Origin of the sequence: Streptomyces sp. NPDC046859, from assembly GCF_040645135.1 — a bacterium.
Lineage (GTDB): Bacteria > Actinomycetota > Actinomycetes > Streptomycetales > Streptomycetaceae > Streptomyces.
In genome coordinates this window covers 86645-110432 of the sequence record NZ_JBEYXR010000017.1, presented here as the reverse complement: position 1 = coordinate 110432, position 23788 = coordinate 86645, and the positions used below count along the sequence as shown (strand labels likewise).

Genomic DNA, 23788 nt, shown 5'->3' with positions numbered 1-23788 from the left:
AGCCGTTGACCTGCCGGGCTCCGAAGCCCGACACGATGCAGGAGGTTTTTGATGGCACTGGCGCAGTGGACGAACGCGATGGAGTGGTTGGCTGCCGCCGCGCGGGAGCCCCGGCTATGCAAGGACGACTGGCAGCGCAGCATCAACGGCGTCCACCTCTTGGCCGCTGGACGATTCTGGGACGTTCTGATCGTCCCGGCCTGCCTGGGCCTGCGCACGGCCGACATCATGGCCGGCATGCCTCGTCTCGAACCCGGCCCGGCGCTGCTGGACAGCAGGCGGCAGCATGTCGGCTTCTTCCTGCCGCCCGCTCCCATGACCATCTGGGTCGGGCACGACATCCGCTACCTCACCACGGGCGGGTGGATCGCCACGCCTGCCCCGCACTGCCGCTGGGGCGATCTGCGCTGGATCTGCCCACCCGACGGAAGCGGCGCCCTGAACGCACCCGCAGCTCTGGAATTCGCGCTGTGTGAAGCCATGGTCGAACTGGCCCGGGACCACGGCACCGCACACCACCTCGATGCCCCCCGTCGACACGCGGACAAACCCGCAGCGCCCCCTACGACCCGCGGCTCACAGATCCCGCATACGTGACCGGACAAGAGCACGTGGCCGGCCGAGCCTTCGAACGCTGCTGGCCGGTCCTGCGCCGGCTTGTCGGCGACGTTCAGCCGGCCGCTTCGATGCTCATCGGTGGCCTCGCCGACCCGCGGATGAAGATCGAAATAGAGGTGACTGCGCGGCGGCGCTTCCCGCCTCACGGGGCGCCATGAGCAATCTGTCGGAAGCGCCTGTTGCGCCCGTCGAAGGGTATGAACCCCTGGCTGTCTTCACTACGGTGCGAACCCAGGACCCAAACGGCTACAGCGAGGCCGGCGCCCGCTTAGAAGATCTGGTGAGGGACGTCCCCGGGGACCTGGGGATGGACCACGCGCGGACTCCCCGCGGGCTTGGCGTCACCGTCACCGTGCCCGCAGCCACCCTGTCACTGCCCGTGGAAAGCGTACGCGGGCGGGCTTGGCTCCGCCTCGCATACAGTTGCGGCGTTCCTCATACGGTGAAGGGCCGCTGTCGCAGGAACGGGTCGTTGGCCTTGCCGGTGACGAACAGCCCCGGACTCTGGTTCGGTGGCATTCTGCGGAGGATTTCGCGTTGGAATGACTTGTGTCCGCCGGTGAACTTGCCTTCGGCCCATACTTCGCGGAGCGTGCCGGTGAAGAGCCCGTTTTCCCAGCCGTCAGCGGCCAGTTGGTTGTCCGCGCAGGCGGAGATCAGCAGGACGCTTGCTGGCAGGTCGAGGGTGTCCTTCGGCTGCAGGTTACGCTGGATCGAGTCGTAGAGGGTCCTGTTCCGGTCGTACGTTTCGCGCTGCGTGTCTGGCGGCATGATCCGGGAGGTGACCTCGATCTTGTCCGGGTCGCGCGTCTGGTACTGCTCTTCCAACGCGTCCGAGGTGAGGATATTCCGCACTGCTCTGACGGCTGTTTCGCTGTGGCAGCAGTCGAAGTAGGCAGCGATGCGGACTCCTTCGGCGAACGCTTCAAATTCCTTGTACAGCTCATCGTCGATGAACTCGCGGTCGTAGAGGACGAGGGTCTCGTCGAGGCGGTCGGGCTCGTCCTCAGGCCCGTTCCTGTCGGGCACCTGGCCGCCGTGGCCTGAGTAGGTGAGGAGCAGGATGTCGCCTGGGGTCAGGATCCTGGCCGCCTCGCGGAGCCCGGCGGTCACGCTGTCGACTGTCGCCTCTGCCGTGAGCAGCATCGTGCGATCGTCGAAGCCGGCGTTCCTGGCGATCTCCTCCATGTCGCGGGCGTCGTTTTCGCAGGCGTTGAGTTTGCCGTCCCACCCGCCGTACTTGGTGGGGTCGACCCGGTTGAGTCCGATGTGGAGTGACATGCCGTGGGCCATGAGATGGTCTCCTTCCAAGCGGAGCGGATCCCCGAGCCTCAACTAATCACTCATTACATCCAATAGTATCTAGCACTGCCCCATATGGCGTCTCTTCGTGCTGTCGCGGTGCGTCCGGCTGTATGGCACGGTAGTGAGAGGAGTATGCCTATTCCTCCTGAGGACCCCTCACTCACTGGCGAGACCGTGAGCCGTCAGTCACTGGAGAATCGCAAGGGCTACGACGAGGACTTCCTTGGCTTCAAGGTGCCTCTGCCCCTGCCCGCGCAGAACGGTGTCGAGACGGTCGTCCTGCCCTACACGCACTTCAGCGTCGTTTTCCGTCCTGACCGGCGTCTCGCCGCCGCAACGGCCGTCGTCATCGACGGCGCGCAACTAGTGAAGATCGGCCGCGACGACGACTGGCAGTTCGACCCCCGTCTGCCCGAGAGCCAGCAGGCCGGACATCCGGTCTATGAGAACAATCCCCTGGACAAGGGACACATGGTCCGCCGCCTCGATCCCGTCTGGGGCGACAGGACGCAAGCGGCCACAGCCAACACGGACACCTTTCACTACACCAACGCCGCCCCGCAGATGGACATCGTCAACCAGGGCAAGAAGCTGTGGCTGGGGCTGGAGGACTTCCTCCTCGGCCACGCCAAGCTGTTCGAGCGCAAGCTGTCGGTGTTCACCGGACCGGTACTGGAGGATTCCGACCCCGCCTACCGCGGTATCAAGGTCCCCTTGCGGTTCTGGAAGGTCACCGCCTTCATGCAAAACGGCCACCTGGCCTCCACCGCGTACATCCTGGACCAAACGCCCGACCTGTCCCGTGACGCCGCCGCCCGGGCCTTGGCCGAAGCGGAGCGTGCTGGTGACCCTCCCCCGCTGGGAGCGTTCCGCACCTTCCAGGTGCCGGTCGCAGACGTTGCCGAGATCACACAGCTCAACCTGGGACCACTGCCCGACGCCGACCTGCTGCCCCGAGCAACGCGAGCCGCCCGCCGCTGGACCCAGCTGGAGTCGTATGACGACATCGTCCTGCCGGAGTAAGAACCGAAGGCAGATGCGTCCCCTGGTGCACAGACGGGGAAAGCCCCGCACGCGACTGGATCGCAGTCGCATGCGGGGCTTTCCCCGTCTCGATCCGAATAGCGGCCAAGGAGCCGCTGGAGCCCAGCGCTTCGACTCAGCCGGTCAGCAAGGAGAGGCAGCGGCCTTGGCGCGCGCCGGTACACCGTTCTGGCCTAGCCTGGTGAAAGGGGGTGACTCTCACCGGATGCAAGGCAAGGAGATCCGTGATGGGCAAAGTCGCCGCTGGAACCTTCAACACGTATCGAGCCGTAGCCGACTTCCAACGCGCCAAGGAAATCGCGCCAACAACCCCCTGAGCCGGCTGACCGCAGCGAGCCTCGGCGATCTGGGCTATCAGGTCGACCTCAACGGCGCAGAGCCGTACACGCTCCCGAACCTCCAAATCGCCCGATCCGGTGGACTCCTGCCACACACCGCACCCATCGGCGACGGCATCATCTGCCCGCAGTACCCACCCAGCTGCCTGCCGCAACTTCTAAGGTGCCAACGGTTTCTGGCCAGTAGGGATTGGTGCGAAGACCGCTTGCACTGGGGCTCGGCGCAAGCGAACCTTCGGTCTTCCCTTGAACGGTCTCGGGGGCGGTTCAGTTCCGCTCGCGCGGAGAGCAGGCGGGTGGCCGGCACAGGTTTCACGATCACGTCGCTTTACCTCCGCTTGCGCAGAGAGCAGTTCTCGTCCGAACCCGTCGCCACCGCCAGCTCCGGTTGACCTCCGCTCGAGCGGAGGTCAACCGAAGAAGTTGCTCGCATGGTTCGTCGCCCCGCTGAAGTGCGAGAACGTGCTCTCCGCGTGAGCGGGGGTGAACTGATTCCCTATTCGGTTCGGTGGCACCGGTGTGCGCGGCATCCTCCGTCCATGTGGTGCTGTCGCCTTCGGCGACGCGAAGACGACCGCGCGCTCGGCCGACGCAAGCCCGCGCAGCACGGCGTTGAGGCGCTCGTCCCCGTAGACCCCCGCCCGCAGTGCGCGCGAGCAGGTCAACGTCTGCGGCGACCAGGTCGTAACAGCGACAGTCCGCCAAGGTCGGCGTCCAGGGACAGCACCCGGAGACCTCAGGTTCTCGACGTTCGTTTCTGGTGACAGAAAAGCTCTACTAACGGGCCTTGTTTTCCGCTGTGTTCGGGTGGTTGAGGAGTTGGTTGATGAGTTGGGTGGTTTCTGCTTCGAGTGAGCAGCCGAGGCTTCGGTTGATGTGTTGGATGCGGGTGATGGCGGTGTGGAGTCCGGTGCGGTTGTTGCGTGCGGCTTCGAGGCGCATCCAGTCGCGGTAGAGGAGTTCGGCTGTGGGGTCGGTGTCGAGGCCGGTGGCGACGGCTTGGCGGGCGGCGGTCAGGTCGTGGTGAGGGCCTGGGGGGATGCGGTGGGTGGCCACGGTGTGGGCGACGTCGATGATCCGGGTAGTCATTTCCTGGGCGTGGGGTTCGGCCCAGGGCAGCGGCCGGCCGCCGAACGGCTTGCCGCGGACCAGTGCAAGTGCTTTTTCCAGGTCGGTCAGGCCGGAGGTGCCCTGCTGTAGTGCGGGTTCGGTGAGGTGGAGGAAGCGGGTCCAGTCGCAGCGCACGGTGGGGGTGAGCCGGTAAGGGTCTTCGCGTGCTTTGCGGCGCGGCACGTAGGGGTGGCCGGATGGGTCGCTGCCAAGGCAGCTGCGCAGGCCTTGCATGCGGGCGTTGAGGGTGCTGGTCGACCAAGGGCTGGCGGGGTCCATGTCGACACACAGCGTGTCCGCGCTGCGGCCGGGCCGGAAGTACAGCAGGGCGGCGAGCTGTGCCATTTTGGGGCCATGGCCGGTGCTGTCCACGCCTGTCACCTCGAGTGGCCCCAGCACCCGGATTTCCGGGGCGTGCAGGTCTGGCGCCTCGCCCTCTTCTGGTATCGCGGGCTCCTCGAGGCCCGCCCCTGTGGCGTCAGCCTCGGTCGCCATTGCCGTATTGGTGGGGTCCGCGGCGGCCGGTGACGCCCAGGCCGCAGCCAGCGCTGCTTCGGCGCCCGGTCCGGTTTCGTCGTCGTGCGGGGTCGAGGATGCGGTGGGGGCTGGGAGATGGAGCCGGGAGGGATCGGTGCCAGCGCCCAGCAGGGCTGGGAAGACCTCGCGGTTCACGTCCGTTGCTGCCGCCGGTGACGGGACCGAGGCGGCAGCCCCTGCCGCGGCAGGGGCTGTGGGCGCGGACGGCGGCGGCGACGCGTGCTCGGGCTGGCGCGTGCTGTCGAGCTCGTCCGGGACGTCCTGCCAGGGGCCTTCGGCGGGGTGGGGTGGCTGGGCGGACACCTTCAGCGCGGTGGTGATCTGGAGGTAGGCGGTGTGCTCCAGGCGCTGCACGGTGATGTCGGTGCCGGTGAATTCGAGCATCTGCGGGCCGCTGAGCGAGGCGTTGAGGATCTCCGCCTCGGGGAAGTGGGCAGCTGCTGTCGTCGCGGCGGCGATCAGAGTGACGGGCACCGTCCCGGCTCGAGAGAGCAGGTCGGCGAATTGCCAGGCGGTGTCCTCGTCCAAGGAGGTCGCGCACAGCAGTAGATACGGCTGGTGCCGGGTTTCGGGTATCTGGTGTGCTTCTAACAGGCGTTCGCTCAGGTCGCGCAGCGCGTGCGCGGGCTGGCGCATGTGGGTGATCCGTGCGGTGGGCAGCAGCTGTGGTAGGTCGTGGCCGAACCCTAGGGTGACGACTTCGACGTCGCTCGCCCACGGGCTCATGGCGAGCTCGAGGGCGATCGAGGTGCACACCTCGGTGATATGGACCGGGTTGCCGTCCAGCAGCAGCGCGGGCATCTGGGGGAGGTTGAGCAGCAGCAGGTCGCTCGTCTCGGTCATGCCGATGGTGACTAGTCCCGGGTACGGTGCGGGCACGTCGCGGGCGGCTTCCTCGTCCATGAAGACTGCGTTGGGGGGCAGGAGCCACCAGCCGTCCTTGCCGGGGACGAAGGGTGGCTGCGGCTCTGCGGCGAGGTCCTCGGGTAGCACCTCTATGGCGCGGGCCCCGATGCGGGCGGCCCGCATCGGCGGCAGGAGTCCGGCGTCCCCTTCCTGGAGGGCTACCTGGTGGGCCAGGGTCCGCAGCGCCAGGTCCAGGCGGGCGGCACTGGCGGGCTCGGCGGCTGCCGCCAACTGTGCTTCTGCCGGGGACGTCTCGGCTGCGATGGCGATCTTCTCGCCCGGCTTGCGGCGTCGGCGCTGCAAGGTTCTGCGCAGGGCGAGGGCGCCGGTGATGGCGGCGGCGAGCAGCGCGCCGGCCCCGAGCAGGGTGTGCAGGTTCAGCGGGCTGCCGGCCGGAGCTGTCGCCGGGGGCTCGGACATCGTGGTGGCGGGGGAGGAGGTAGCGGAACCGGAGGGTTCGGCTGGCTCCGACGGTGTGGCGGCAGAGCCCGAGGCGCCAGCGGTGGCCTCGGGTGTCGCGGACGCGGCAGCGGACGGTGAGGACTGGTCCTGCCCAGGCTGCTCGGCCGGGCGACTGGACGGCGCGCCGGGCGCCGACGACTGCGGTGCGGGCGCCTGCGTCTGGCCGGGCGCGGGTGCGGGTGTGGCCCCTGTGCTGCCGCCCGGAGTCCGCGTGTGGTCAGGGTTCTGCGTGGCGGTCTGGCTGGGCGCGGGCGCTGGCACATCGCCGGTGCTGCCGCCCGGGTTTTGCGTGTCGTCAGGGTTCTGGGTGGCCGGGGGAGTGGGGTGCTCGCTGCCGGATTCCTCACCGTGACCCTGGCCTTGCGAAGGCTGATCGGAATGGGTATCGGGCACGGTGACCTGCTGCCCTGGGTGGATGACGTCGGGGTCGGTGATCTCGGGCAGTCCGTGCGGCTGCGGCTTGCCGCGGCTGGCCTCGAACAGCTGCGGCCAGTCGTCGCCGTCGCCGAGCTCCGTCTCTGCGATCTTCGACAGGTAATCGCCGGGGTGGACCGTGACGACGTGCCCGCCCCCGTCGTCAGCCGGCCGGGCGCTGTCCCCGAGCTGAGTACGGGCATCTCCGGCGGCCGTAGCGGTCTCGGGCATCCGAAGCTGCCAGCCGGGCCGTAGGAAGCTGTTCGTCTGGAAGATGGTGCCGTCGGCCATCGTCCGTCCCTCGTTGAGATCGGCGATCTCCCGCCATCGCTCGCCATCCCCCAACTCGTGTTCGGCGATGGCCCACAAGCTTTGCGCCGGCCGCATCTCGCGCACCGTGTACGTACGCGATGCCGGCGTGCTCGCGGGGGGTGCGGGTGTCGCCTGGTCGGCTGGGGCGGTTTCCTGCGAAACCTGGACCGTGTGGCCCGGCACGCGTCCCGCCGTGGGGGCGGGTGCGGCCTGGGCTTCTGAGGCCAACGCCGAGCTCGTGGGCAGGAGCACCAGGATGCTGCCGATCAGCAGGGCCGCGGCGCGTTGTGAGGCGCTCATGCCTCGCGGGGCGTGCCAGGTGCGGCCCCTCAGCTGCGCGACCAGCTCGCGTACCGTGCAGTAGCTGAACTGTGCCCACCCGGTCCAGCCCACCGCGACAAGCACCAGCAGAAAGACGCTTCCGGTGTCCTGCCGGTCCAGCAGGTGGGTGAGGTCGTCATGGGTGGCAGCCCAGATGAGGGGGGTGGCCCAGGCCAGCAGCAGCGGCAGCCCGGCGATCGCGACGGTCAAGGTGATCAGGCTCAGCGTGGCTTTGAGGACACGGCCCAGGGTGTGGCCTGCCGCTGTGGCGGGGGAGCGGGTGGTGGTGTGCATCAGTGTCCTTCGGGAGCGGTGACGCCGTGCAGGAGGGTTGCCGTGCCGCGACCGGTCACGGACAGGGAGCTGATGCCGACCGCCGACAGGAACTTCGTGTCGTAGGAGCCGGTGACAGTGACCTCGAGGGTCTTGCCGTCGCCGGACACGCTGACCGTTCCGGTGGCGCCGGCGGAACTCAGGTAGGCCTGCGCCGCCGCGGCAGCCGCTTGGGGATCGACGGTGATCGCGGTGCCGTTGATGGCTTCGGCGGCCTCGATGGCCTGCCCTCCGGCCCGGGCGGCCTCGCCTGCGATGTAGTCGGCGCGTTCGGTGGCGCGCATCGTGCTGCCGCCGTCCACGGCGACGCCGATGATGCCGAGCAGCGCGACCACGCACACGGCGACGAACACGGTAACGCCGCCCCGGTCGTCACCGCGGGCCTGCCGCATCCGTTGAAGGATCATCAGCCGCCTCGCTGTCTGTACTGGTCCACTACCGAGGTCGCCGTCGAGGTGAGCGTCTTGACCCCGGGGACGCCCGGCAGCAGCAGGTCGGAGAGATTGACCGTGCAGGTCACAGTCGCGGTGATGGTGCCGACCTGCCCGACGGGCACGCTCAGGCCGCCGGTGTCGATGCGTACGGATGTCGACGCGCAGGTGATGCCCTGGTCGTCGAGGGACTGGGCGGCTGCGGCTTGTGCGGCCGTGTGGGCTGCGGCCGCGGTGCGGTGGAGGGATGCTTCCCGGGCCGCGTCCTGGGCTGCCGCGTCGATTTTCGCCCCGGAGGTGACGAGGCGGCCGCCGGCGATGGCCAGGCACAGGAGGATGATCAGCGCGGGGAGGATGATGGCCGCTTCGATCGCGGCACTGCCCTCATCGCTGCGCAACCTGTGGGCCGTGCGGGCCATGTCCGGCATGTGCTTCACCCCCCGGGGACGGTCCAGCGCTCCACCGGGCCGGACGCCGACTGCGTGACCGAAAGGCCCGGCAGACCCGGGATCATCGACAGGGCCGTGCCGGACACCTCAACCCGTACACGCTGCCCGTCGCTGCTGGCGGACACGCTGTAGCCGCTCAGGCTGTCCCCGGCGGTGCGTGCGAGTACCGCCCGCGCCTGGGCCGCACCGTCTGCCGGACTCGACTGGTAGGCACGCGCAGCGGTGGCGCCTTCGCGGGCGGCGGTCACGGCGATCTGCCGCGCGTAGTACCACATGGACGCCTGGATGACGGCGACCGTGGCGAGCAGCACGAACGGGAAGATGATCGCCATCTGGATGCTGCTGTCCCCGCGGTCGTCGGCCCATCTGCGCCCCCGCCACCAGGTGCTCAGCCGCTCGATCACAGCCCGTTGAGCCTGGCGTTGTACTTGGCGATCACGACGGCGATCGTTCCGGCGACCAGCACGGCGCCGGTGACGGCGGCCACCCAGATGATGACGGTCGTGATGGAGACGTCGCCGCGGTCCGGCCGGCGGGCGGCCTCCTGAAGGCCCTTCTGCACGCGCGCGGTCACCCGCAGGACGACCCTGCCGGCGCGCGCCCGGGCACGGCCTGCTCGGCCGCCCCATCCCGGCCCTTGTGACGACACGATGGTTGGGCCGGTGCGCGGGAGTGTGGCTGCCCAGCGTGCAGCGCGGCGGGTGCGGGCTGCGGTGTGCCTCATGTTCCCTACTCCTCTTCAGCGTGAGACGAGACGGTGTGGTCTTTCAGACGGTGAGCATGCGGATCACGGCGGGAAAGGCCATCAGCAGCATCACCAGGACGGCCAGCAGGGCTCCCGGCGCGGTCATCTTTTCGCTGGCCGCGTTCGCCTCGGCGGCCTGATGGGCCAGGAGTTCGGCATTGAGGGCCGCGGTGCGGGCGCGGAGCGCCTTGTAGACGGCGGCGCCGTCCGTGGCTGAGCCGCGCATGATGTCGGCGACGTCGTCCAGGACCGGCAGGTCGTAGGTGTGGGCGAGTTCCGTAAGCGCTTGATAGGGCGGGATCTTCTCCAACCGTGACCGACGCAGCGCGCCCTGCAGATACCGGAACGGCCAGCCCCTGCCGACCTCGGCGGCCTTCTCCAAGGCCTCGGCGGGGCCCGAGTCGGCGGCACGCTTGAGGGCGACCAGGTCGAGGTAGGCGGACAGGGCGTGCGCGAACTCCTCGCGGGCGCGCTTGGCCTGGTCGCGTACGGCGAGATCGGGCGTGATGAACAGCAGCACGGCGGCGACGAGCCCGACGCCGGCGGGCACGTAGAACGGCAGGCCCACCCCGGCGATGATCCACGGGATCGTCGCCATCACCGGGCAGAACAATCCCAGCGCGGCGAGCGCGACCTTCTTCAGCATGAACTGGCCCGGCCCCTGCCCGAGCAGGGCCAGGTTCGTCGCGGGCACCCTCACGCCCCAAAGCCGCTCGAGACGGGCCAGCAACCACCTCCCCCAGATCTCCTCGCGGTCCAGGTCCGGCTCGTCCATCGTCAACGCGGCCGGGGCACTGCGTTTGAGGGCCGGTGCCAAGGCGGGCTGGGGCTGCAGGAGTTCCCGGATCAGCAGGGCGACGCCGGCGCCGAGCGTGCCGCCGGTCACCACGACGGGGATCAGGTTCACGACGCGGTTCCTCCCGGCTCACGGACGGCAACCGTCAGGTCCGGCTCCTGCGCGGGCCCAGGCAGCCGGACGGTGCTCGTCGGGTCGGCGACCAGGAATCGGGGGATGCGGCGGAAGGAGCCCAACTGCCGCATCAGGGCGAGCACGCCGACGAACCCGGCCGTCAGGAAGGCGAGCACGAGCTGCCCCAGGAAGGTGGAGTACGGCTTCGTGTAGCTGGGCACGAAGAACCCGGCCCCCACCACGCCCACCGTGATGATGGTCATCCACCGCACGGTGGTCCGCGGCTTCGCCCGGTCCGCCTCGATGGCACGCTTGCGCGCGACCTCGTCCCGGACCGTGCCCGAAAGATCCTCCAAGGCCTGAGCCAGGCCCGGCCCGCGGTCGTTGACCGACAGGATCAGCGCCGCGGTCACCTTGTCGGCGGTGACGTCGTCGAGTTCCTCAGCGAACGCGCGAAGGGCCCCTTCCGGCCGCCAGCCCAGGCGCAGCCGGTCGGACAGGTTGATGATCTGTGGGGCGAGTTCGCCCGGCGCCCCTTGACGGCCGGTGATCATCGCCTGCTCCAGGCCCATACCCAGCCGCAGCAGTCCGGCCAGCCGCTGCGTCCACTCCGACAGCGCCTCCAGCCGGCCGATGCGGTCCTGCGCCGTCCGCGCCGGGCCGATCAGCCAGGGCACACCGACGACAGCCGCGCCGAGCAGCGCACCGCCGACGAAGTTCCCCGAGACCAGCCACACGGCGACCAACACCACGACGGCCGCGACGGCGAGGGTGCGGCGCCGCAACCGGGCGTCCTCGCTCTGGCTCTTGCCGCCGCGCAGCGACGCCTGCCAGCGCTGGAGCAGCGGAGCCCGGCGCGGTGCCGTGGTGCCCACGGCACCGGCCACGACACCGAGCAGCCCGCCGACCACCGCCATGCCGCACAGCAACCCCCACAGCAGCGTCATCGACTCACCCCCACCTTCAACGGCAGCGGCGCCGGCCAGGCCCCGTAGGACTCCTGCAGCAGCGAGGAATCGAAGCCGACGCGGCGCAGGTCGTCGATACAGCCCGGGTCCATCCGCGGCACCGCCCGCAGCTCCCCCCACTCGCGGCCGGGCGAGAAGACCTCGTTCGTGGCCGGCCGTCCCATCTCGCCGATCCCGGTCAGTTCCAACACGTGGGAGACGTAGCGGTGGCGGCGGCCGCCGATCCGGGTTTCGTCCGCCATGTCGACGTACACGATGAAGTCCAGGCCGTTGGCGGTCTGCCGGTAGGCGAGCTGCTCCGAGAGGTTCTCCTGGGCGAGCGCGTACAGCTCGGCGATCCGGTCGAAGACGATGTCCGGCCGCCGCGCATGGATGGTGCACAGGTTGCCGCCGGAGCCGTTCGTCAGCGCCTGCATCATGGCGACGACTTCGGGCCCGCGGACCTCGCCGACCACGATCCGCTCCAACGACATCCGCAGCGCGGGATGCATCAAATCCAGGAGCGTGACCTCACCGGCGCCGCGCCCGGTGACGTCCTTCTCCCCGTTGGACTCCCGCCCCACCAGAGAGACGACCTGCTTGTGGTAGCCGTTGGCGTGGGCGAACAGCTCGTCCTCGGTCTGGATGGTCGCGAACCGGCACTCGGGGTCGAACTCCTTGAGCATCGCCCGCATGAGCGTGGTCTTCCCGGCCTTCTGCTTCCCCGCGATCATGATGTTCTTCTCCGCGCGCACGGCGGCGCCGAGGAACTCGCGCAGAATCGGGTCGATGGTGCCCAGGCGGACCAGGTCGTCGAGGTTCGCGTGCGAGACCCGGTGTCGGCGGATGACCGCATACGTCATCGGTCCGAGCCCGGTTACGGCCTGCAGGCGGGAGCCGTCCTCGAGGGACAGGGCGAGAGTGGGGCTCGCGGTGGAGATGCTCCGCTCACTGTGCCCGGATCCCCGGGCCAACTCCCGCAGCAGCTCCAGCAGTTCCTCTTCCGACTCGGCGATCGGACCGACCCGGCGGCGCTCACCCTCGCCGTAGTCGAGCCACACCTCGTGCGGGCCCTGGATGATGATGTCCTCGACCCGCTCATCATCCAGATACGGCTGCAGGCGGCCAGCCCGAAAGAGCAGGTCATACACAGCACGCCGCAGCGCCTCGTCCTCCCGCGGCGTCATCGCCTGAGCGTCCGACCACAACGCGACCGCCTCAGCGATCCAATTCAGACAGCGCTGCTCTTCGCTCGCCCGGTCCATATCGGGCTTGGTCTTGAGCAGCTCCTCTCGCTGCCTGGCGACCTGGGAGGCAATGTCCCGGGCCACCCGGTAGTCGACAGCGACGTCAGGAGCCGCCGCGCCGAGCACCTGAGTACTCGAGGCGGCACCGGCCGGTGCCATCGCACCGCCGCTCTCGTCCTCCCTTTGCCGTGGCAGCGGCGCCACCGTGGGATCGGGATGCAGGGGCTTAGCTCGCACGAGTCACCTCCCCGCCCGCCGCGTAAGGTGCGCGTGGATCGAGGCGGGCCCGGCGCATGGCGGCCCGCTGGAGGAGCAGCGTGCTGCCCGCTCGGGCGGCCTTCATCAGCGCAGACCTGGTGAAGTGGCGCGGCTGCTCGATGCCGTCGGACAGCACACGCGCCTCCTTCGGCACATACGGCAGGGTGGCGATCACCGGCACCTGCAACACCCGCTGCACCTCACCCGCGGGGTACGGGCCCTCGTCGATCATCAGCACGCTGACCTCTCCGACGCGCTCTTCCAGTGCGCGCACCCGCCCTTCGGCTGCCTGCAGGCAGCGCAGGGTGTTGCGAACCACCACGAACGTGGCGTCTGCCTGCTCAGCCAAAACCCCGCAGGGCCCGAACGCGCCGCAGCGGCCGAGGTCGATGAGAACGTCATGGCCGCTCTCGGCCTCGATGCCGCGGAACATCTGCGCGAGGATCTTCCACACCTGACCCAGGCTCGCCGACTGCGAGGGGTCGGTGATGCCCGGCAGCAGCAGCCGATCGCGTGGTGACTCCTTCGTACTGTCCTCGCTGCTCAGGTCGATCAGCTGCCGCCAGAAGGCGTCGCTGAACTCGCCCTTGCGGGCGGCGACCGAGAGGTTGCGCAGCCCGTATCGGTCACCGAGCGTGCCCTGCAGCAGCCCGTGCAGGACGGCACCACCATCCGGGTCACACTCAGCCAGGACCATCCGCCGGCCCGCCTCCAGCGGCCACGACAACAACAGCGCGAGCGCGCTCGTCGTCACCCCGGGCGCCCCACTGCAGCCGGCGAGCGCGATCACAGTCATCAGCTGCCGTCCGCGGCCGCGAGGACCAGGTGCAAAGAACCGGCCGCCTCCCACACGGCGGCCGTGGGACCGTCAGCGGCGGACGTCGCGACATCGACGACCACGATTCCCGTACCCGGGGCGGCATCAGACGCCTTCACCACCCGGCCCTCGATGGTCGGCGCAGCAGCCTCGGACGCCTTACCGGTATCCGCCGTTCCCTGCGCCGGGACGTGCACCAACTGAACCCTCTGGCCCGGCACCAGCTCGGTGGCCGGAATCTGCTTGGGCTCCAACCCGATCGGCACCAGCTGCTCACCCGTCTTCACCAGCGAGTCCTTCGTCACCTGCGAGGGGGCGAGCAAGGAACCGGGCTTGAGCTCCACGGCGGCCCGCCTGCCAACCACCGAATTCAGGTCCTTCGAGCGCACCGCCTTGACGGCCGGGTCCAGGGCGATGGATGCCTTGCCCAGGTCGTCCTCGGTGAGGACCTGACCGACCTGGACGTCGCGGACCACGGTCACCACATCGGTGCGGTCGCCAACCTGCAGCAGGAGCACAGCAACTCCGGCGCCCCCGGCGGCGATCAGCGCCAGCGACAGGGCGATGACGCCTGGTCGTCGCCTCCGGGCCGACACACGGGGCGGACGTACGGGCCCACTCACCCTTTCCTTCTGGGGGACGCCATTCGGAGCTGTGTCTAATTGGGTCTTGCTCACCGTTCCGTCCTTCCGGTGGCTCTACCTGACGACTTGGACTTCGCCGACCGCCACCTGCACGTTGGTCTGCCGGACCTCGGTGAGCTGGCCGGCCTGCCCGCCGCCCTGCCAGTCGATCGTCCAAGTCGAGGTCGCGGTCACCGGGAACCTGCCGCCCTGGGCACCGGCCGAGGTCTTGGAGTACACATGTCCGCAGGTCGGCGACGGGGCCATGCCCTCGGTCGATGTGTAGGGGGTACCGGGGCCGTTGCACGTCACGCTGGCGCCATCCCCCATCTGCCACACGATCTTCGACACCTTCGCGGTCGCCGTGACCGTGATTCCGCCCGCCGACGCCGAGGCGGTGTTGGGCCCGTAGGTCGTGGCGCTCTGGTTAACCCACATCCACATCGGAACACCCACGGTGTACTTCCCGGACCTGCGGGGGCTTGCGATGTCCGGGCCAAGCAGCGTCATCGAGTCGACTGCTCGCTGTGCCAGGACAGCCGGGTCGACCGCCTCTTGCTCGGGCGGATCAGCCAGCCACACCAGCCGAACGATGGTGTTCCCGTCGACGTCCCCCCAACCGCATGTCTGCTCGTACACGGCCCCGTCACCGGGCTTGTGGCCGTCCCAGTCCGCGCTGGCGGCTGGTGGCTGCGGGTCTGCGAGTTTGTATGTGCAGACCGCTTTATCGGTGTCGTCATCGTCAGACGAGCCGCTTGCACCTGTCCCGCCCGTACTCTCGCTACTCCCTGCTTGGCCGCCGCCCTGGCCGGGAACGTTGACCTCGACCTCACAGGTATACAGGGTGCAGTTGATACCGCTGTCGCCGTCGGGGCCGTCCTTCGCGTGGCTGGTCACGGGGATGGAGAGCGTGACCAGGACGGTTGCTGCGGTCATGGCGATGCGACGCGTCAGCATGACTTCCCTTGGGGCTCATCGCTGGTGACGCGCCACCCCTCCGGGTACTTCTCGACGATGCTGAGAATCCGATACTTCGTCAGCCGGTTTGCCGGGAGGGACACCGGCTTCTTGGTCTCGGCGTCGACGGTCTGCCACTTGGAAATGTCCAGGCAACTGCTGACGGTCGCGTTGGGAATCTTGCCCGTGACTTTCACTTCGGTGATCATCTGGTCGGTGAGCGCGACGCTGCCGGTGTTGATGTTGCCGCGGTCGTGAGAGCGCTTGGCGTCTGTCTCGGCGTTCGTCAAGGCAGCCGCTGCGGCGAACTGATCAAGGTGCGCGCTCTTTCCGTTCCGGTCCCCGTAGAGCTTCTCCATCTCCCGCCAGTAGGACCGATACGTGGCGATCGCTTCCTTCTTCACCGTGTCCTCCGCGTCAGCGGTGGCAGATGCAGTAGAAGACTGCGTGACACGCGGTGATTCGCTCACCCCCTCATACTTCTTCCCGGCGGATGAGCTGCACGCGGTCAGAGCAAGCGCAGCGCACAGGGCGATGGTGAAGGCGGCGACCTTTCGAAAGTGAACAGAGGAACGAGGTATGTTTACGCGACGTTTCACGATGCCTCCCCGCGGCGCGGTACGACATGACCGCTGCCGGAGCCGCCGACAGGCAGCAGTCCAGTTCCGCGGCCTGGTCCGGCTGCGGTGACGCGTTTGCGTGATCGCAAGGTTACGCATATGTAGTCAACTTCCCAGCTCCATTTCTCAGTTCACTCGCACCGCTTGAGTCGCTTCCGATCACTTCCGGAAGTGGATGTCGATGTGTGGCTCCGTGTCTTCGCTCGCCGCGCCCGCACACCTGCAGGAGGGCTGGGTGCGCCTCATGCCTGCTGCCGGGCACGGGGCCACACCGTGACCGGTCGCCGTAGAGGGTGCGCGCCGATCACGGGTAGTGGCCGCGCGTCACGCCCGGGTGGGTGACGTTGAGGTCGCTGCTCCGCTGGATCACACAGCGCTCCCGAGGTGCGTGATGGCCGCGCCCGGATGGGCCACTCTCACCCGGCATCGGTTCCGCACTGCGAACTTCACCAAGCGTCTGAGGCATGTGACGTCCCCCAACGTCCGCACACGACTGAGGAGCTTTACGGGTGGAGCTCCTGTTGCAGGAAGTAACGTAGATGTTCGCGTGAGCAAATTTCAAGGGGTTTCCGGATGGAGTTGCAAGGCTGCGTCTGTCCGGATCACGTCCGGGGGAGGGGGAGCTGCGGTCGCGTGGCTGGGTGGGGGTCACTCGTACTCCTTGTTCGCCGCAGGTCCGGGGGCGGGGGTGGCGAGGGAGTGCTGGGTGAGGAAGGCGGCGACGCGGCCGATCTGTTCGGCTGCGCGCTGGGTGAGCTGATGAAGGGGAAGTGCTCCGGCGTTCGTGAGGGCGGCCTGTTCCAGGGCGGGAACCTGCCGTGGGCGTGCCTGGGCGGCGAAGATGGCGTCGAGGTGGGGTCCGCGCAGCTGGACGGGCCCTATTCGGCGTCCGTGGACGTTCAGGGACACGTAGTGCTCGAACCGCTGCATGGTGGCTACTCGGTCCGGGCTTGGGTCATCGCCCCACTCGGCGGTGATGGGGGCGATCGCGGATTTGGACCCGGCGGTGGTGGCCAGTGTGGATGCGTTCTGCATCAGGGACAGCCGCACCGGTGACGGCAGGCGTGCCAGCAGTTGGGTCATGCCGTGGACGTGGCACCTGTACTTGCGGAAGTCCTCGAACATGGCGGCGATGGTCTCTGGCGCCGCGCCTGTCAGGGTAATCAGTTCGTCGAAGTAGGGGCGGAACGGCACGCGCCTGCCTTCGGGAATGTCTCGCCGGGAGCGCACGGCCCGTAGCAGGTCTCGGGCGAGTAGGGCGGTCACCAGCCGGTCGGTGGGGCCGTTGCCGCCTGGGCAGACCCAGACGACCATCCGGGAGTCCATCGCGGCGCGGATGTCGTAGACGCCGGTCGACTGGCCGAGGAAGGCGCGTGTGACGGGGTTGGCGGCCAGCCGGGCGATTGGGTTGAGGACCACGGCGAACGCGTCCGCCGGCAAGGTCGGGAAGACCACCTGCCACCAAGAGCGGGTCTCCTCGTTGAGACGGTCGGTGACTGCGGCGAGCGCTGCCGTGCGGAACGCGGGATCCGTCAGCAGTGCCCTGATGTGGAAGATCGTGGCCTGGTCCTCGGGGCGGCTGGCCTGGCAGGCGGCCTCGTTGACGGCGATCAGGACGGCCAGCGCGGCGGTGAGGATGGTGATCGCCCGGGGTGCGGTCGCATCGTCCCAGGCCAGTGCGGTGGTGTAGGCGTCGGTGATGCCCTCGACGACCTCGTGCGCCGCCTGCCCGTGGTGCATGGCGAGCGGATTCCACGAACTCAAGTACGGGTTGGTGCCGAGGGCGTTGAGATCGATGAGCGCGATCCGCGGCATGACGGCCTCGTGCGCGAGGAACGGGGTGGCGCGGGGCCAGGAGTCTCGGTGGGGGTCGACGAACAGCAATCCGCCCCCGGCATGAGCCCAGCCGATCGCCTGCGCCAATGCCCGCTCGGTCTTGCCGCCGCCGGCCTTGCCCACCCCTACCTCGAACAGGGTCTCCTCGGCGTAGGTGGCGACCAGGCGCTCGCGGCCGTCCGGGCCCCGGTAGATCCCCTGCAGCAGCAGCCTCGGATCGCCGAACTGGAACGTCGGTAGGTCCGCGGCGAGCACCGGCAGACGGCAGTGCATGGTGGGTGGCTTGAGCAGGCCCGTCAGCTCTTCCAGGCGCACCCAGTTGGCGCGGGGCGGCTGGCAGTGCCCCAGATCCCACCGGCGTTCGAACCCGCGTCTGGTGGGCCAGTGGTCGGCGCCGATCCGCCAGGGTCCCAGCTGCCATCCACGCATGGCCCACCTCGAGCGGCCACCGAACACGTCGAGGCTGGCTTGGAGTTGGGCGAGCCGGGCTTGGGCGCGGCCCTCGGTGTTCGAGGCGCACATGACCAGCAGCTGCACCCGCACCAGGTGGTCGTCGTCGGCGAGCTTGCCCAGTGCCTCGGCTGGCTCGACCCGGCGGGGTACCGGCGGCATCACCAGCCGCCGTCCGGTGCCCGCGGCGGGCTTGTCGCTGAGCAGCTGCTGCAGCTGCCAGGTCAGGGAGTCCTCGATGCCGCCGGCATCGCGCCGCAGCCAGCGTGCGGCCCGCTGGGCCTCCCGGTGCTCCGCCCGGCGGGCGGCACTCATCAACTGAGTCCGGCGTGCCCGCAGCGCCCATTTGGGGGCGCGATGGATGTCGAGTCTGATCTCGGCGAGGTCGCCGAGTTCTGCGCGTAGGTCGGCGACGGCGTCGACGAGCGGCTGCAGCGGGTCGGGGATGAGGGGGACCTCGCGCAGTGGGGCGGTCGGCTTGCCGCGCAGGACGAACTCCGCGCGGACGGTGTGTGTCCGTGGCTTGTCGGCGATCGGCCGGGCCCGGTTGACCGTGACGTCCGGCCCGAAAGGCGTGATGGACAGCAGTCGCTGGCCGCCGGCCGGGCCCTCGATCCGGTAGCGCAGCGGGCTGGAGCCGTCGGAGCGCAGCCGGATCTGCACGGCCTTGGCCCGGCGGGGTGCCCACCAGGGCATCGCTGTGGAAGCGCGGGCGAGCTGGACGCCGCGGCGGAAGATCTCCTCCAGGCCGGGGTCGAAGTGCCGGCTGGCCACCAGCTCCAGGGCCATCCGTTCAGCCGAGGCGCGCGCCGCCAGCCGGCGCACCACCATCTCGCAGACCCCCCAGGCCACCGCCATGGCCAGGGCCGGCAGGTACCAGTGGTCGTAGAGCCAGGCGGCGGCGTCGGCCAGGCCGGAGACCACGCCGATGACCTGACCTGCGGCCAGGTGATCGGCCGGGTCTGTCAGGTAGGGGGCTGCGCAGTCCACGTCGCTGCTCCTTTCTTGTTCGTGCGGGTGAAGAACCAGTCGGTGATGCGCAGGTCGGTGAAGGTGCCGCCGCGGTCCTGGCCTGCCCACACCAGATGCACCACCGCCTTGTTGCGTCTGCCGTCACGCCGGGCGATCGCGGCCTGGATGCGGAAGCGTGCGGTGGCGAACGCCGGGGCCACCGCGTAGCCGGAGTCGTCGAAGACCGAAGGCCACTTCGCGCGGCCAGTCCCGGTGGCGTCCGCACGCAGCAGCGCCCGACCGGCGGCGAGCAGCTCCCGCTCGTCGTCGGCGGGAAGGTCAGCGGGCCAGGCCGCCTCCAGGTTCTGCTGGACGACCCGGTCGCCCGCCACCCCCTCGCCGTGTGCAGGCACAGCTGATACCACGGACGGCGCCGGCACGGCGTGCGTCGGGGAGGCAGCCGTGCCGGGGTGAGGTCCGTCGGCGGGAGGCGGGGCAACCGCCGACGAGACATCCGTGGGAGCGGGCGCGGAGGAGGCATCCACGCCGCCCTGTGCGGACGACGCCGTCCCCGGAGTCGACGCCTCCCCTCCGGCCGGCACACTCAGCAGAGCCACACCTGCGACGGTGAGCAGGACCGTACTGAATAGCAGCAGGCGCGGCGAGCGCGAGGTGGTGGTCATAGCAGCCGTGCACCTCCCGCATAGCCGGACATCGCGTGGACGGCGTCCAGGCGCACCACGGCGCCTGGACGCGGGGCGTTCACCATCTGCCCGCCGCCCAGGTAGATCCCGACGTGGTAGATCGTTGAATTGCGTCCGGGTGCGGTGGCGTAGAAGACGAGGTCACCGGGCTTGAGGGCGCCGGTGCCGAGGCCGGCGGGGATGCGCCGGCCGGCTCCGGCCTGGGCGGCCGCGGTGCGTGGCAGGTGGATTTCGGCCGTGGCGTACGCGTAGGTGGTCAGCCCCGAGCAGTCGAAGCCCTTGATACGCGCGCCGCTCTTGCCGCTGGGCGAGCAGCAGATCCCGTACGACGCGCCGCTTCTGTCGCCGCCGCCCCACGAGTACGGGACACCCCGCTGGGACAGCGCAGCCTCGATGACGGTGCGGACCTTTCCCGTGACGTCCTTCAGACCCGGGTTCGTAGCGGCCACCGTGTACTGATCGATCCACCCCACAACGTCGGCGACGTACTCGCTGGAGTGGTTGTACTGCCAGATCGCGGCCTTCAGCTGCGACCGCTTCGTCAGATCACGACCGTCTCCGCACAGGTAGATCGCCGCGCCGAGGGCGGCGTCGTCAGCGTTGTGCGGGTCGGCGGTCCTGTCGCCGCCTGCGTCCCTGCCGATCCGCTCCCACGTGGAGGGCAGGAACTGGAAGGGGCCGACGGCGCGCTCCCCGTTCGCGATGCCGTCCCATGTGCCGCCGTCCGTGTCGGGGAAGACAGTGGTGTTGCCGCCCTGGCCGGACCCGTTGAGGAGTACTCCGTAGATCTTCGGGCGGATGTCGCCGCCTGCGGAGATGTTCCGTCCGACGGCGTGGTTGGATTCGGCCTTGGCGATCCCGGCGAGGATCGGCCAGCGCATGCCCTGACACCTTGGCGAGTACTTTCCGACCTGCTGGACCGCGTTCTTGTAGGCGGTCAGCATCCGGGCAGGGATGCCGGCGGCGCTGCCGCCGCCGGCGATTCCGGTGCCGTCCTGTGCACCCGCCTCCAGTGCGACGTACGCGCTGAACGCGTTGCCCACCGGCGCGGCGCAGCACACGGCGGCGAACATCAGCAGCGCCACCATGCATCCCCACCGCCGCACCCGGCGACCCGGCGGCTTCATCCGTCGTCACCGTCCTGGTCGTGCCGCCGCGCCCGCTGTTGACGCAGACGTTCGGCGTCGGGGGCTGTGCGCCGCATCAGCTCCTGCATCCGGGCCCGCGCTTCTTCACGGGTCCGGCCCCGAGCACCTCCGCCCCCGGGGAGAACGGTCCCGCCGGGATCGGGCCGCGGCCGCGGCGCAGCCCCGTCTCGGCGTGGGAGCCCCGAAAGCGAAGGTGCTGCGGAGCCGCCGGTCGGGGGAGCGGGGCGGGCGGGAGCAGAGCTGCCACCTGACGCACGGCGGGAGGGTGGGAGAGGCGCAGGCGTTGCCGGGCGGGGGGAGGGCGCGGGTGTGGCTGTGGTGGGCAGGCGGCGGCCGGCGAAGGGGCCGGGTCCGCCGTTGTCGCTGTTCTCCCGCAGGACACCAGCCATGTGGCGCCCGGTGTCAGTCCAGGCCCTGCCGTCCTCGCGGATGGTGTTGCCCCATACCCGCACTTGCTGGCGGGCGTCCTGGGAGTAGCGCGAGCCCTGTGACCGGGCTCGCCGGACGCCTGCCGGAAGACCGGCCGTCACCCCGTACGCGGCTCTGCCGCTGCGGTTGAGGATGCGGTACCCGCGGAATCGGACGAGCCGGTTGTGGGCCCGGGTCGACAGCAGTGGGCGATCGCTGTTCTGGTCGTGCAGGACCTGTCCGGTGGTGCGGTCGACGACCTGTCCTTGGGTATTGCGGTACCGGTCGGCCGGCCCTGAGGGCCGGTGCGGCCCTGTACCGCGGCCTGAACCACCGTCCCCGCCGCCCGACGGACCACCCCCGCCCCCGTATCCGCCCGCGCCTGTGTCGGGGTCGCTTTCGGGGGTGGGCTTACGCCACTTGGCCAGCTGCTCGTTGTCCGGGCGGCGGCCGATCAGCAGCCAGTGGGCGCCCTTGGCGCCGAGCCGTGCGCCCAGCCCTCCAACGGCCGTGGCCGCGGTGAGCGGGGCCAGGCCGCGCCGGGCTTCGGCGGTGGCATCGGCGAGGACACGGCCGGTGTCCACGGGCATGCCTGCGCCGTCGAAGACCGAGGTGAGTGCCCCCATCAGCCGCTGCCGGGTGCCGAGCATGCCGAATCTGCCGCCGCCCCCGCGGGTGAGGGTGCGCAGCCCTGCGCCGTATCCGCTCATCGTGGCGGGGGAGTTCAGGGCGAGCGCGGCGCCGAGCTCGGAGGTGTCGCCGGGCATGTGGGTGCCGCCGACCTTGGCGTAGCGCATCCGCAGGGCCATCCGCCGGCCGAAGGCGGTGATACCGGTCAGCAGCCGGCGGTGTCCGGCCGCGCCGGCGATGGCGAGGACGTCGATGAGCAGGATCCGCTCCACCATCAACTGCGGGCCGTCGGTGATGGTGGCGTCGACGGCAATCCCGAAGAACGGGATGAACGCACAGACACCGACCACGGCCAGGACGGCGATGCCCCACAGGGACAGCCACTTCCACACGCTCTGGCGCGGGGGACCGGGCAGCATGGCCGCGATGAAGGTGACGCCGCCGACGGCTGCGGCGGCAGCGCAGACGCCCTGGGTTGCGACCAGCACGATCGCGCTGGACAGCAGCATGCCGCAGATGAACAGGGCGGCGATCAGCAGCAGAAAGGCGCCGCCCAGGCGCCACCAGGTGGGCTTTTCGGCGTAGGCGGCGCAGGACTTGCCGACCGGGCCGGCCTTCTTCATGTCGGCGAGGAACGCGGCGAACGCCTGGTCCTCGTCGGTGACGATCGCATGGGAGGCATCCAGGAGCTGCCCTCCGGGTGTGAGGTCCGGCAGATCGGTGCCGCCGATCGGCGTCGGCCCGTCGCCGTCCTGCTCGCAGTACGCCTTGGCGGGTCCCTTGATCCCCTCACAGGAGTCCTTCGTGGCTCCCCGGCTGCCGGAGGCGGGCAGGTACCTGCCGGTGACCCACTTCAGGTGGATGGCGTAGGCCTTGCGGTCGGACGTCTTGGCGGGGTCGAGGATGCGCCCGTACTGCAGGAGCATGTACGGCTTGACGATCACAGCGTTGGTGATCGAGTCCTGGATGGGGCGGGCCACCTCTGTCGAGGAGACGGGTCCTTGCCCTTCACGTTGCAGGCAGATGATCTCGGCGTTGCCGGCCATGTCGGCACAGGGGTCGTGGCTGGCGAGTTTGCCGCCCCAGTCGTGCGAGTTGACGCTGTCTCGGGCGACCCGGGCGGCCACCTGCTGGGCTTGGCCTAAAGGGCCGTCTGTGCCGAGCAGGGTGTCGGGGCGGATGAGGGCCGAGGCGGCGATCGCCCCGATGAGCAGGGTGAGGAAGATTTCGCCCAGACCACGGCCGATCCGCCCGCGTACGATCATGAAAGCGGCGAAGACGAACGCCCACGCCAGCAGCAGCCCCTTCAGCCCCAGGGTGTCGACCACCACGGCGTCGTAGGTATCGGCGGCTGTCTGCGCGGGGCGGGTGAGGATCTTCAGCAGCGGAAACCGGAAGGCCACCTCGATCGCCCACCCGGCCAGCCCCACCAGTAGCCGGATCAGGGTGAACAGACCGCTGAGCGCGAAGGCCAGGGCCTGCCTCTTGAAGGCGACGATGGAGCCGCCGGAGGCGTTGAGTTCGTACCCGTCGATCGGCACTCCCTCGGAGGAGGTGATGTTCAGCGGGGCGAGCAGGTCCGTGGTCTCGCTGCTATTGGCGGCCGCGTACACGACTTGGCTGTTCACCATCAGGAACACACCGGTCAGCAGCACGACGGAACCGGCCGAGCGCAGCCTCGCGGGGTCCGGGCGGAACACGTCAGCGCCGCCTTCGCCCGGCGCCGGACCGCAGCCGCCACACCACTAGGGCGACGGCACCGGCGGCCGGCCCCCACGTTGCACCGGCACCTGTGGTCCGCGGCCTCAATGCTGCGCCGGCACGTGTGCTTCCCTGCCCCCCTGCTGCATGGGCCATGTCCTGGTGCTCAGCGGAGGTGGTGGGGGTGGCGGCGCGCTCGGTGTACTCCCTGGCCTCGCCAATGGTCACGGTGCAGGAGTCCTGGTATGTGGTGCCG

The 23788-nt window shown here is 69.6% G+C and carries 19 protein-coding genes; 2 read left to right on the top strand and 17 right to left on the bottom strand.

Going from position 1 to position 23788, the window contains the following annotated elements; genetic code table 11:
* Positions 1-51: 51 nt before the first annotated feature.
* Positions 52-597 carry a hypothetical protein gene (locus ABZ899_RS24575; protein WP_361349957.1) on the top strand — a complete coding sequence of 182 codons (546 nt, stop codon included), beginning with the start codon at positions 52-54 and terminating at the stop codon, positions 595-597.
* A 456-nt stretch (positions 598-1053) separates the two neighbouring features.
* Here the strand turns inward: ABZ899_RS24575 and ABZ899_RS24570 are convergent, their stop codons facing one another.
* Entirely contained in the window at positions 1054-1911 is an 858-nt protein-coding gene (locus ABZ899_RS24570) for a caspase family protein (protein WP_361349955.1), read from the bottom strand.
* Positions 1912-2097: 186 nt separating this feature from the next.
* On the opposite strand from ABZ899_RS24570, the gene ABZ899_RS24565 reads away from it, so the two are divergent.
* A complete protein-coding gene (locus ABZ899_RS24565) occupies positions 2098-2946 on the top strand; it encodes a DNA/RNA non-specific endonuclease (protein ID WP_361349953.1) in 849 nt (282 codons plus the stop codon).
* Between the two features lie 1136 nt (positions 2947-4082).
* On the opposite strand, the gene ABZ899_RS24560 is transcribed toward ABZ899_RS24565, so the two are convergent.
* From ABZ899_RS24560 to ABZ899_RS24485, 16 genes are all read right to left on the bottom strand, one after another.
* Positions 4083-7661, bottom strand: a complete 3579-nt coding sequence (locus ABZ899_RS24560; protein WP_361349951.1) for a hypothetical protein — start codon at positions 7659-7661, stop codon at positions 4083-4085.
* Positions 7661-8092 carry a pilus assembly protein TadG-related protein gene (locus ABZ899_RS24555; protein ID WP_361349948.1) on the bottom strand — a complete coding sequence of 144 codons (432 nt, stop codon included), beginning with the start codon at positions 8090-8092 and terminating at the stop codon, positions 7661-7663. The genes ABZ899_RS24560 and ABZ899_RS24555 overlap by 1 nt, the downstream gene beginning before the upstream one ends.
* Before the next feature lie 14 nt (positions 8093-8106).
* Positions 8107-8550: a TadE/TadG family type IV pilus assembly protein gene (locus tag ABZ899_RS24550; RefSeq protein ID WP_361349945.1), complete on the bottom strand. Its 444-nt coding sequence runs from the start codon at positions 8548-8550 to the stop codon at positions 8107-8109.
* Positions 8551-8564: 14 nt separating this feature from the next.
* Positions 8565-8912: a TadE family protein gene (locus ABZ899_RS24545; protein ID WP_361350047.1), complete on the bottom strand. Its 348-nt coding sequence runs from the start codon at positions 8910-8912 to the stop codon at positions 8565-8567.
* 68 nt (positions 8913-8980) lie between these two features.
* A complete protein-coding gene (locus ABZ899_RS24540) occupies positions 8981-9142 on the bottom strand; it encodes a hypothetical protein (protein WP_361349942.1) in 162 nt (53 codons plus the stop codon).
* Positions 9143-9347: 205 nt separating this feature from the next.
* Entirely contained in the window at positions 9348-10232 is an 885-nt protein-coding gene (locus ABZ899_RS24535; RefSeq protein ID WP_361349939.1) for a type II secretion system F family protein, read from the bottom strand.
* Positions 10229-11182, bottom strand: a complete 954-nt coding sequence (locus ABZ899_RS24530; RefSeq protein ID WP_361349936.1) for a type II secretion system F family protein — start codon at positions 11180-11182, stop codon at positions 10229-10231. Before ABZ899_RS24530 ends, ABZ899_RS24535 begins: the two co-directional genes overlap by 4 nt.
* Positions 11179-12666, bottom strand: coding sequence for a CpaF/VirB11 family protein (locus ABZ899_RS24525; protein ID WP_361349933.1), 1488 nt, complete (start codon positions 12664-12666; stop codon positions 11179-11181). The genes ABZ899_RS24530 and ABZ899_RS24525 overlap by 4 nt, the downstream gene beginning before the upstream one ends.
* Positions 12656-13483, bottom strand: coding sequence for a hypothetical protein (locus ABZ899_RS24520; RefSeq protein WP_361349931.1), 828 nt, complete (start codon positions 13481-13483; stop codon positions 12656-12658). The genes ABZ899_RS24525 and ABZ899_RS24520 overlap by 11 nt, the downstream gene beginning before the upstream one ends.
* Entirely contained in the window at positions 13483-14127 is a 645-nt protein-coding gene (locus tag ABZ899_RS24515) for an SAF domain-containing protein (RefSeq protein WP_361350045.1), read from the bottom strand. The genes ABZ899_RS24520 and ABZ899_RS24515 overlap by 1 nt, the downstream gene beginning before the upstream one ends.
* A 75-nt stretch (positions 14128-14202) precedes the next feature.
* Positions 14203-15084, bottom strand: coding sequence for an ATP/GTP-binding protein (locus tag ABZ899_RS24510; RefSeq protein WP_361349928.1), 882 nt, complete (start codon positions 15082-15084; stop codon positions 14203-14205).
* Positions 15078-15554, bottom strand: a complete 477-nt coding sequence (locus tag ABZ899_RS24505) for a secreted protein/lipoprotein (protein ID WP_361349925.1) — start codon at positions 15552-15554, stop codon at positions 15078-15080. Before ABZ899_RS24505 ends, ABZ899_RS24510 begins: the two co-directional genes overlap by 7 nt.
* A 798-nt stretch (positions 15555-16352) precedes the next feature.
* Positions 16353-18980 (bottom strand): ATP/GTP-binding protein, encoded by a 2628-nt coding sequence (locus tag ABZ899_RS24500; RefSeq protein ID WP_361349922.1) that lies wholly within the window; start codon positions 18978-18980, stop codon positions 16353-16355.
* A complete protein-coding gene (locus tag ABZ899_RS24495; protein ID WP_361349919.1) occupies positions 18956-19354 on the bottom strand; it encodes a hypothetical protein in 399 nt (132 codons plus the stop codon). Before ABZ899_RS24495 ends, ABZ899_RS24500 begins: the two co-directional genes overlap by 25 nt.
* 266 nt (positions 19355-19620) lie before the next feature.
* Positions 19621-20733, bottom strand: coding sequence for a bifunctional lytic transglycosylase/C40 family peptidase (locus ABZ899_RS24490; protein ID WP_361349916.1), 1113 nt, complete (start codon positions 20731-20733; stop codon positions 19621-19623).
* 35 nt (positions 20734-20768) lie between these two features.
* Positions 20769-23531 (bottom strand): hypothetical protein, encoded by a 2763-nt coding sequence (locus ABZ899_RS24485; RefSeq protein WP_361349914.1) that lies wholly within the window; start codon positions 23529-23531, stop codon positions 20769-20771.
* Between the last annotated feature and the right edge of the window lie 257 nt (positions 23532-23788).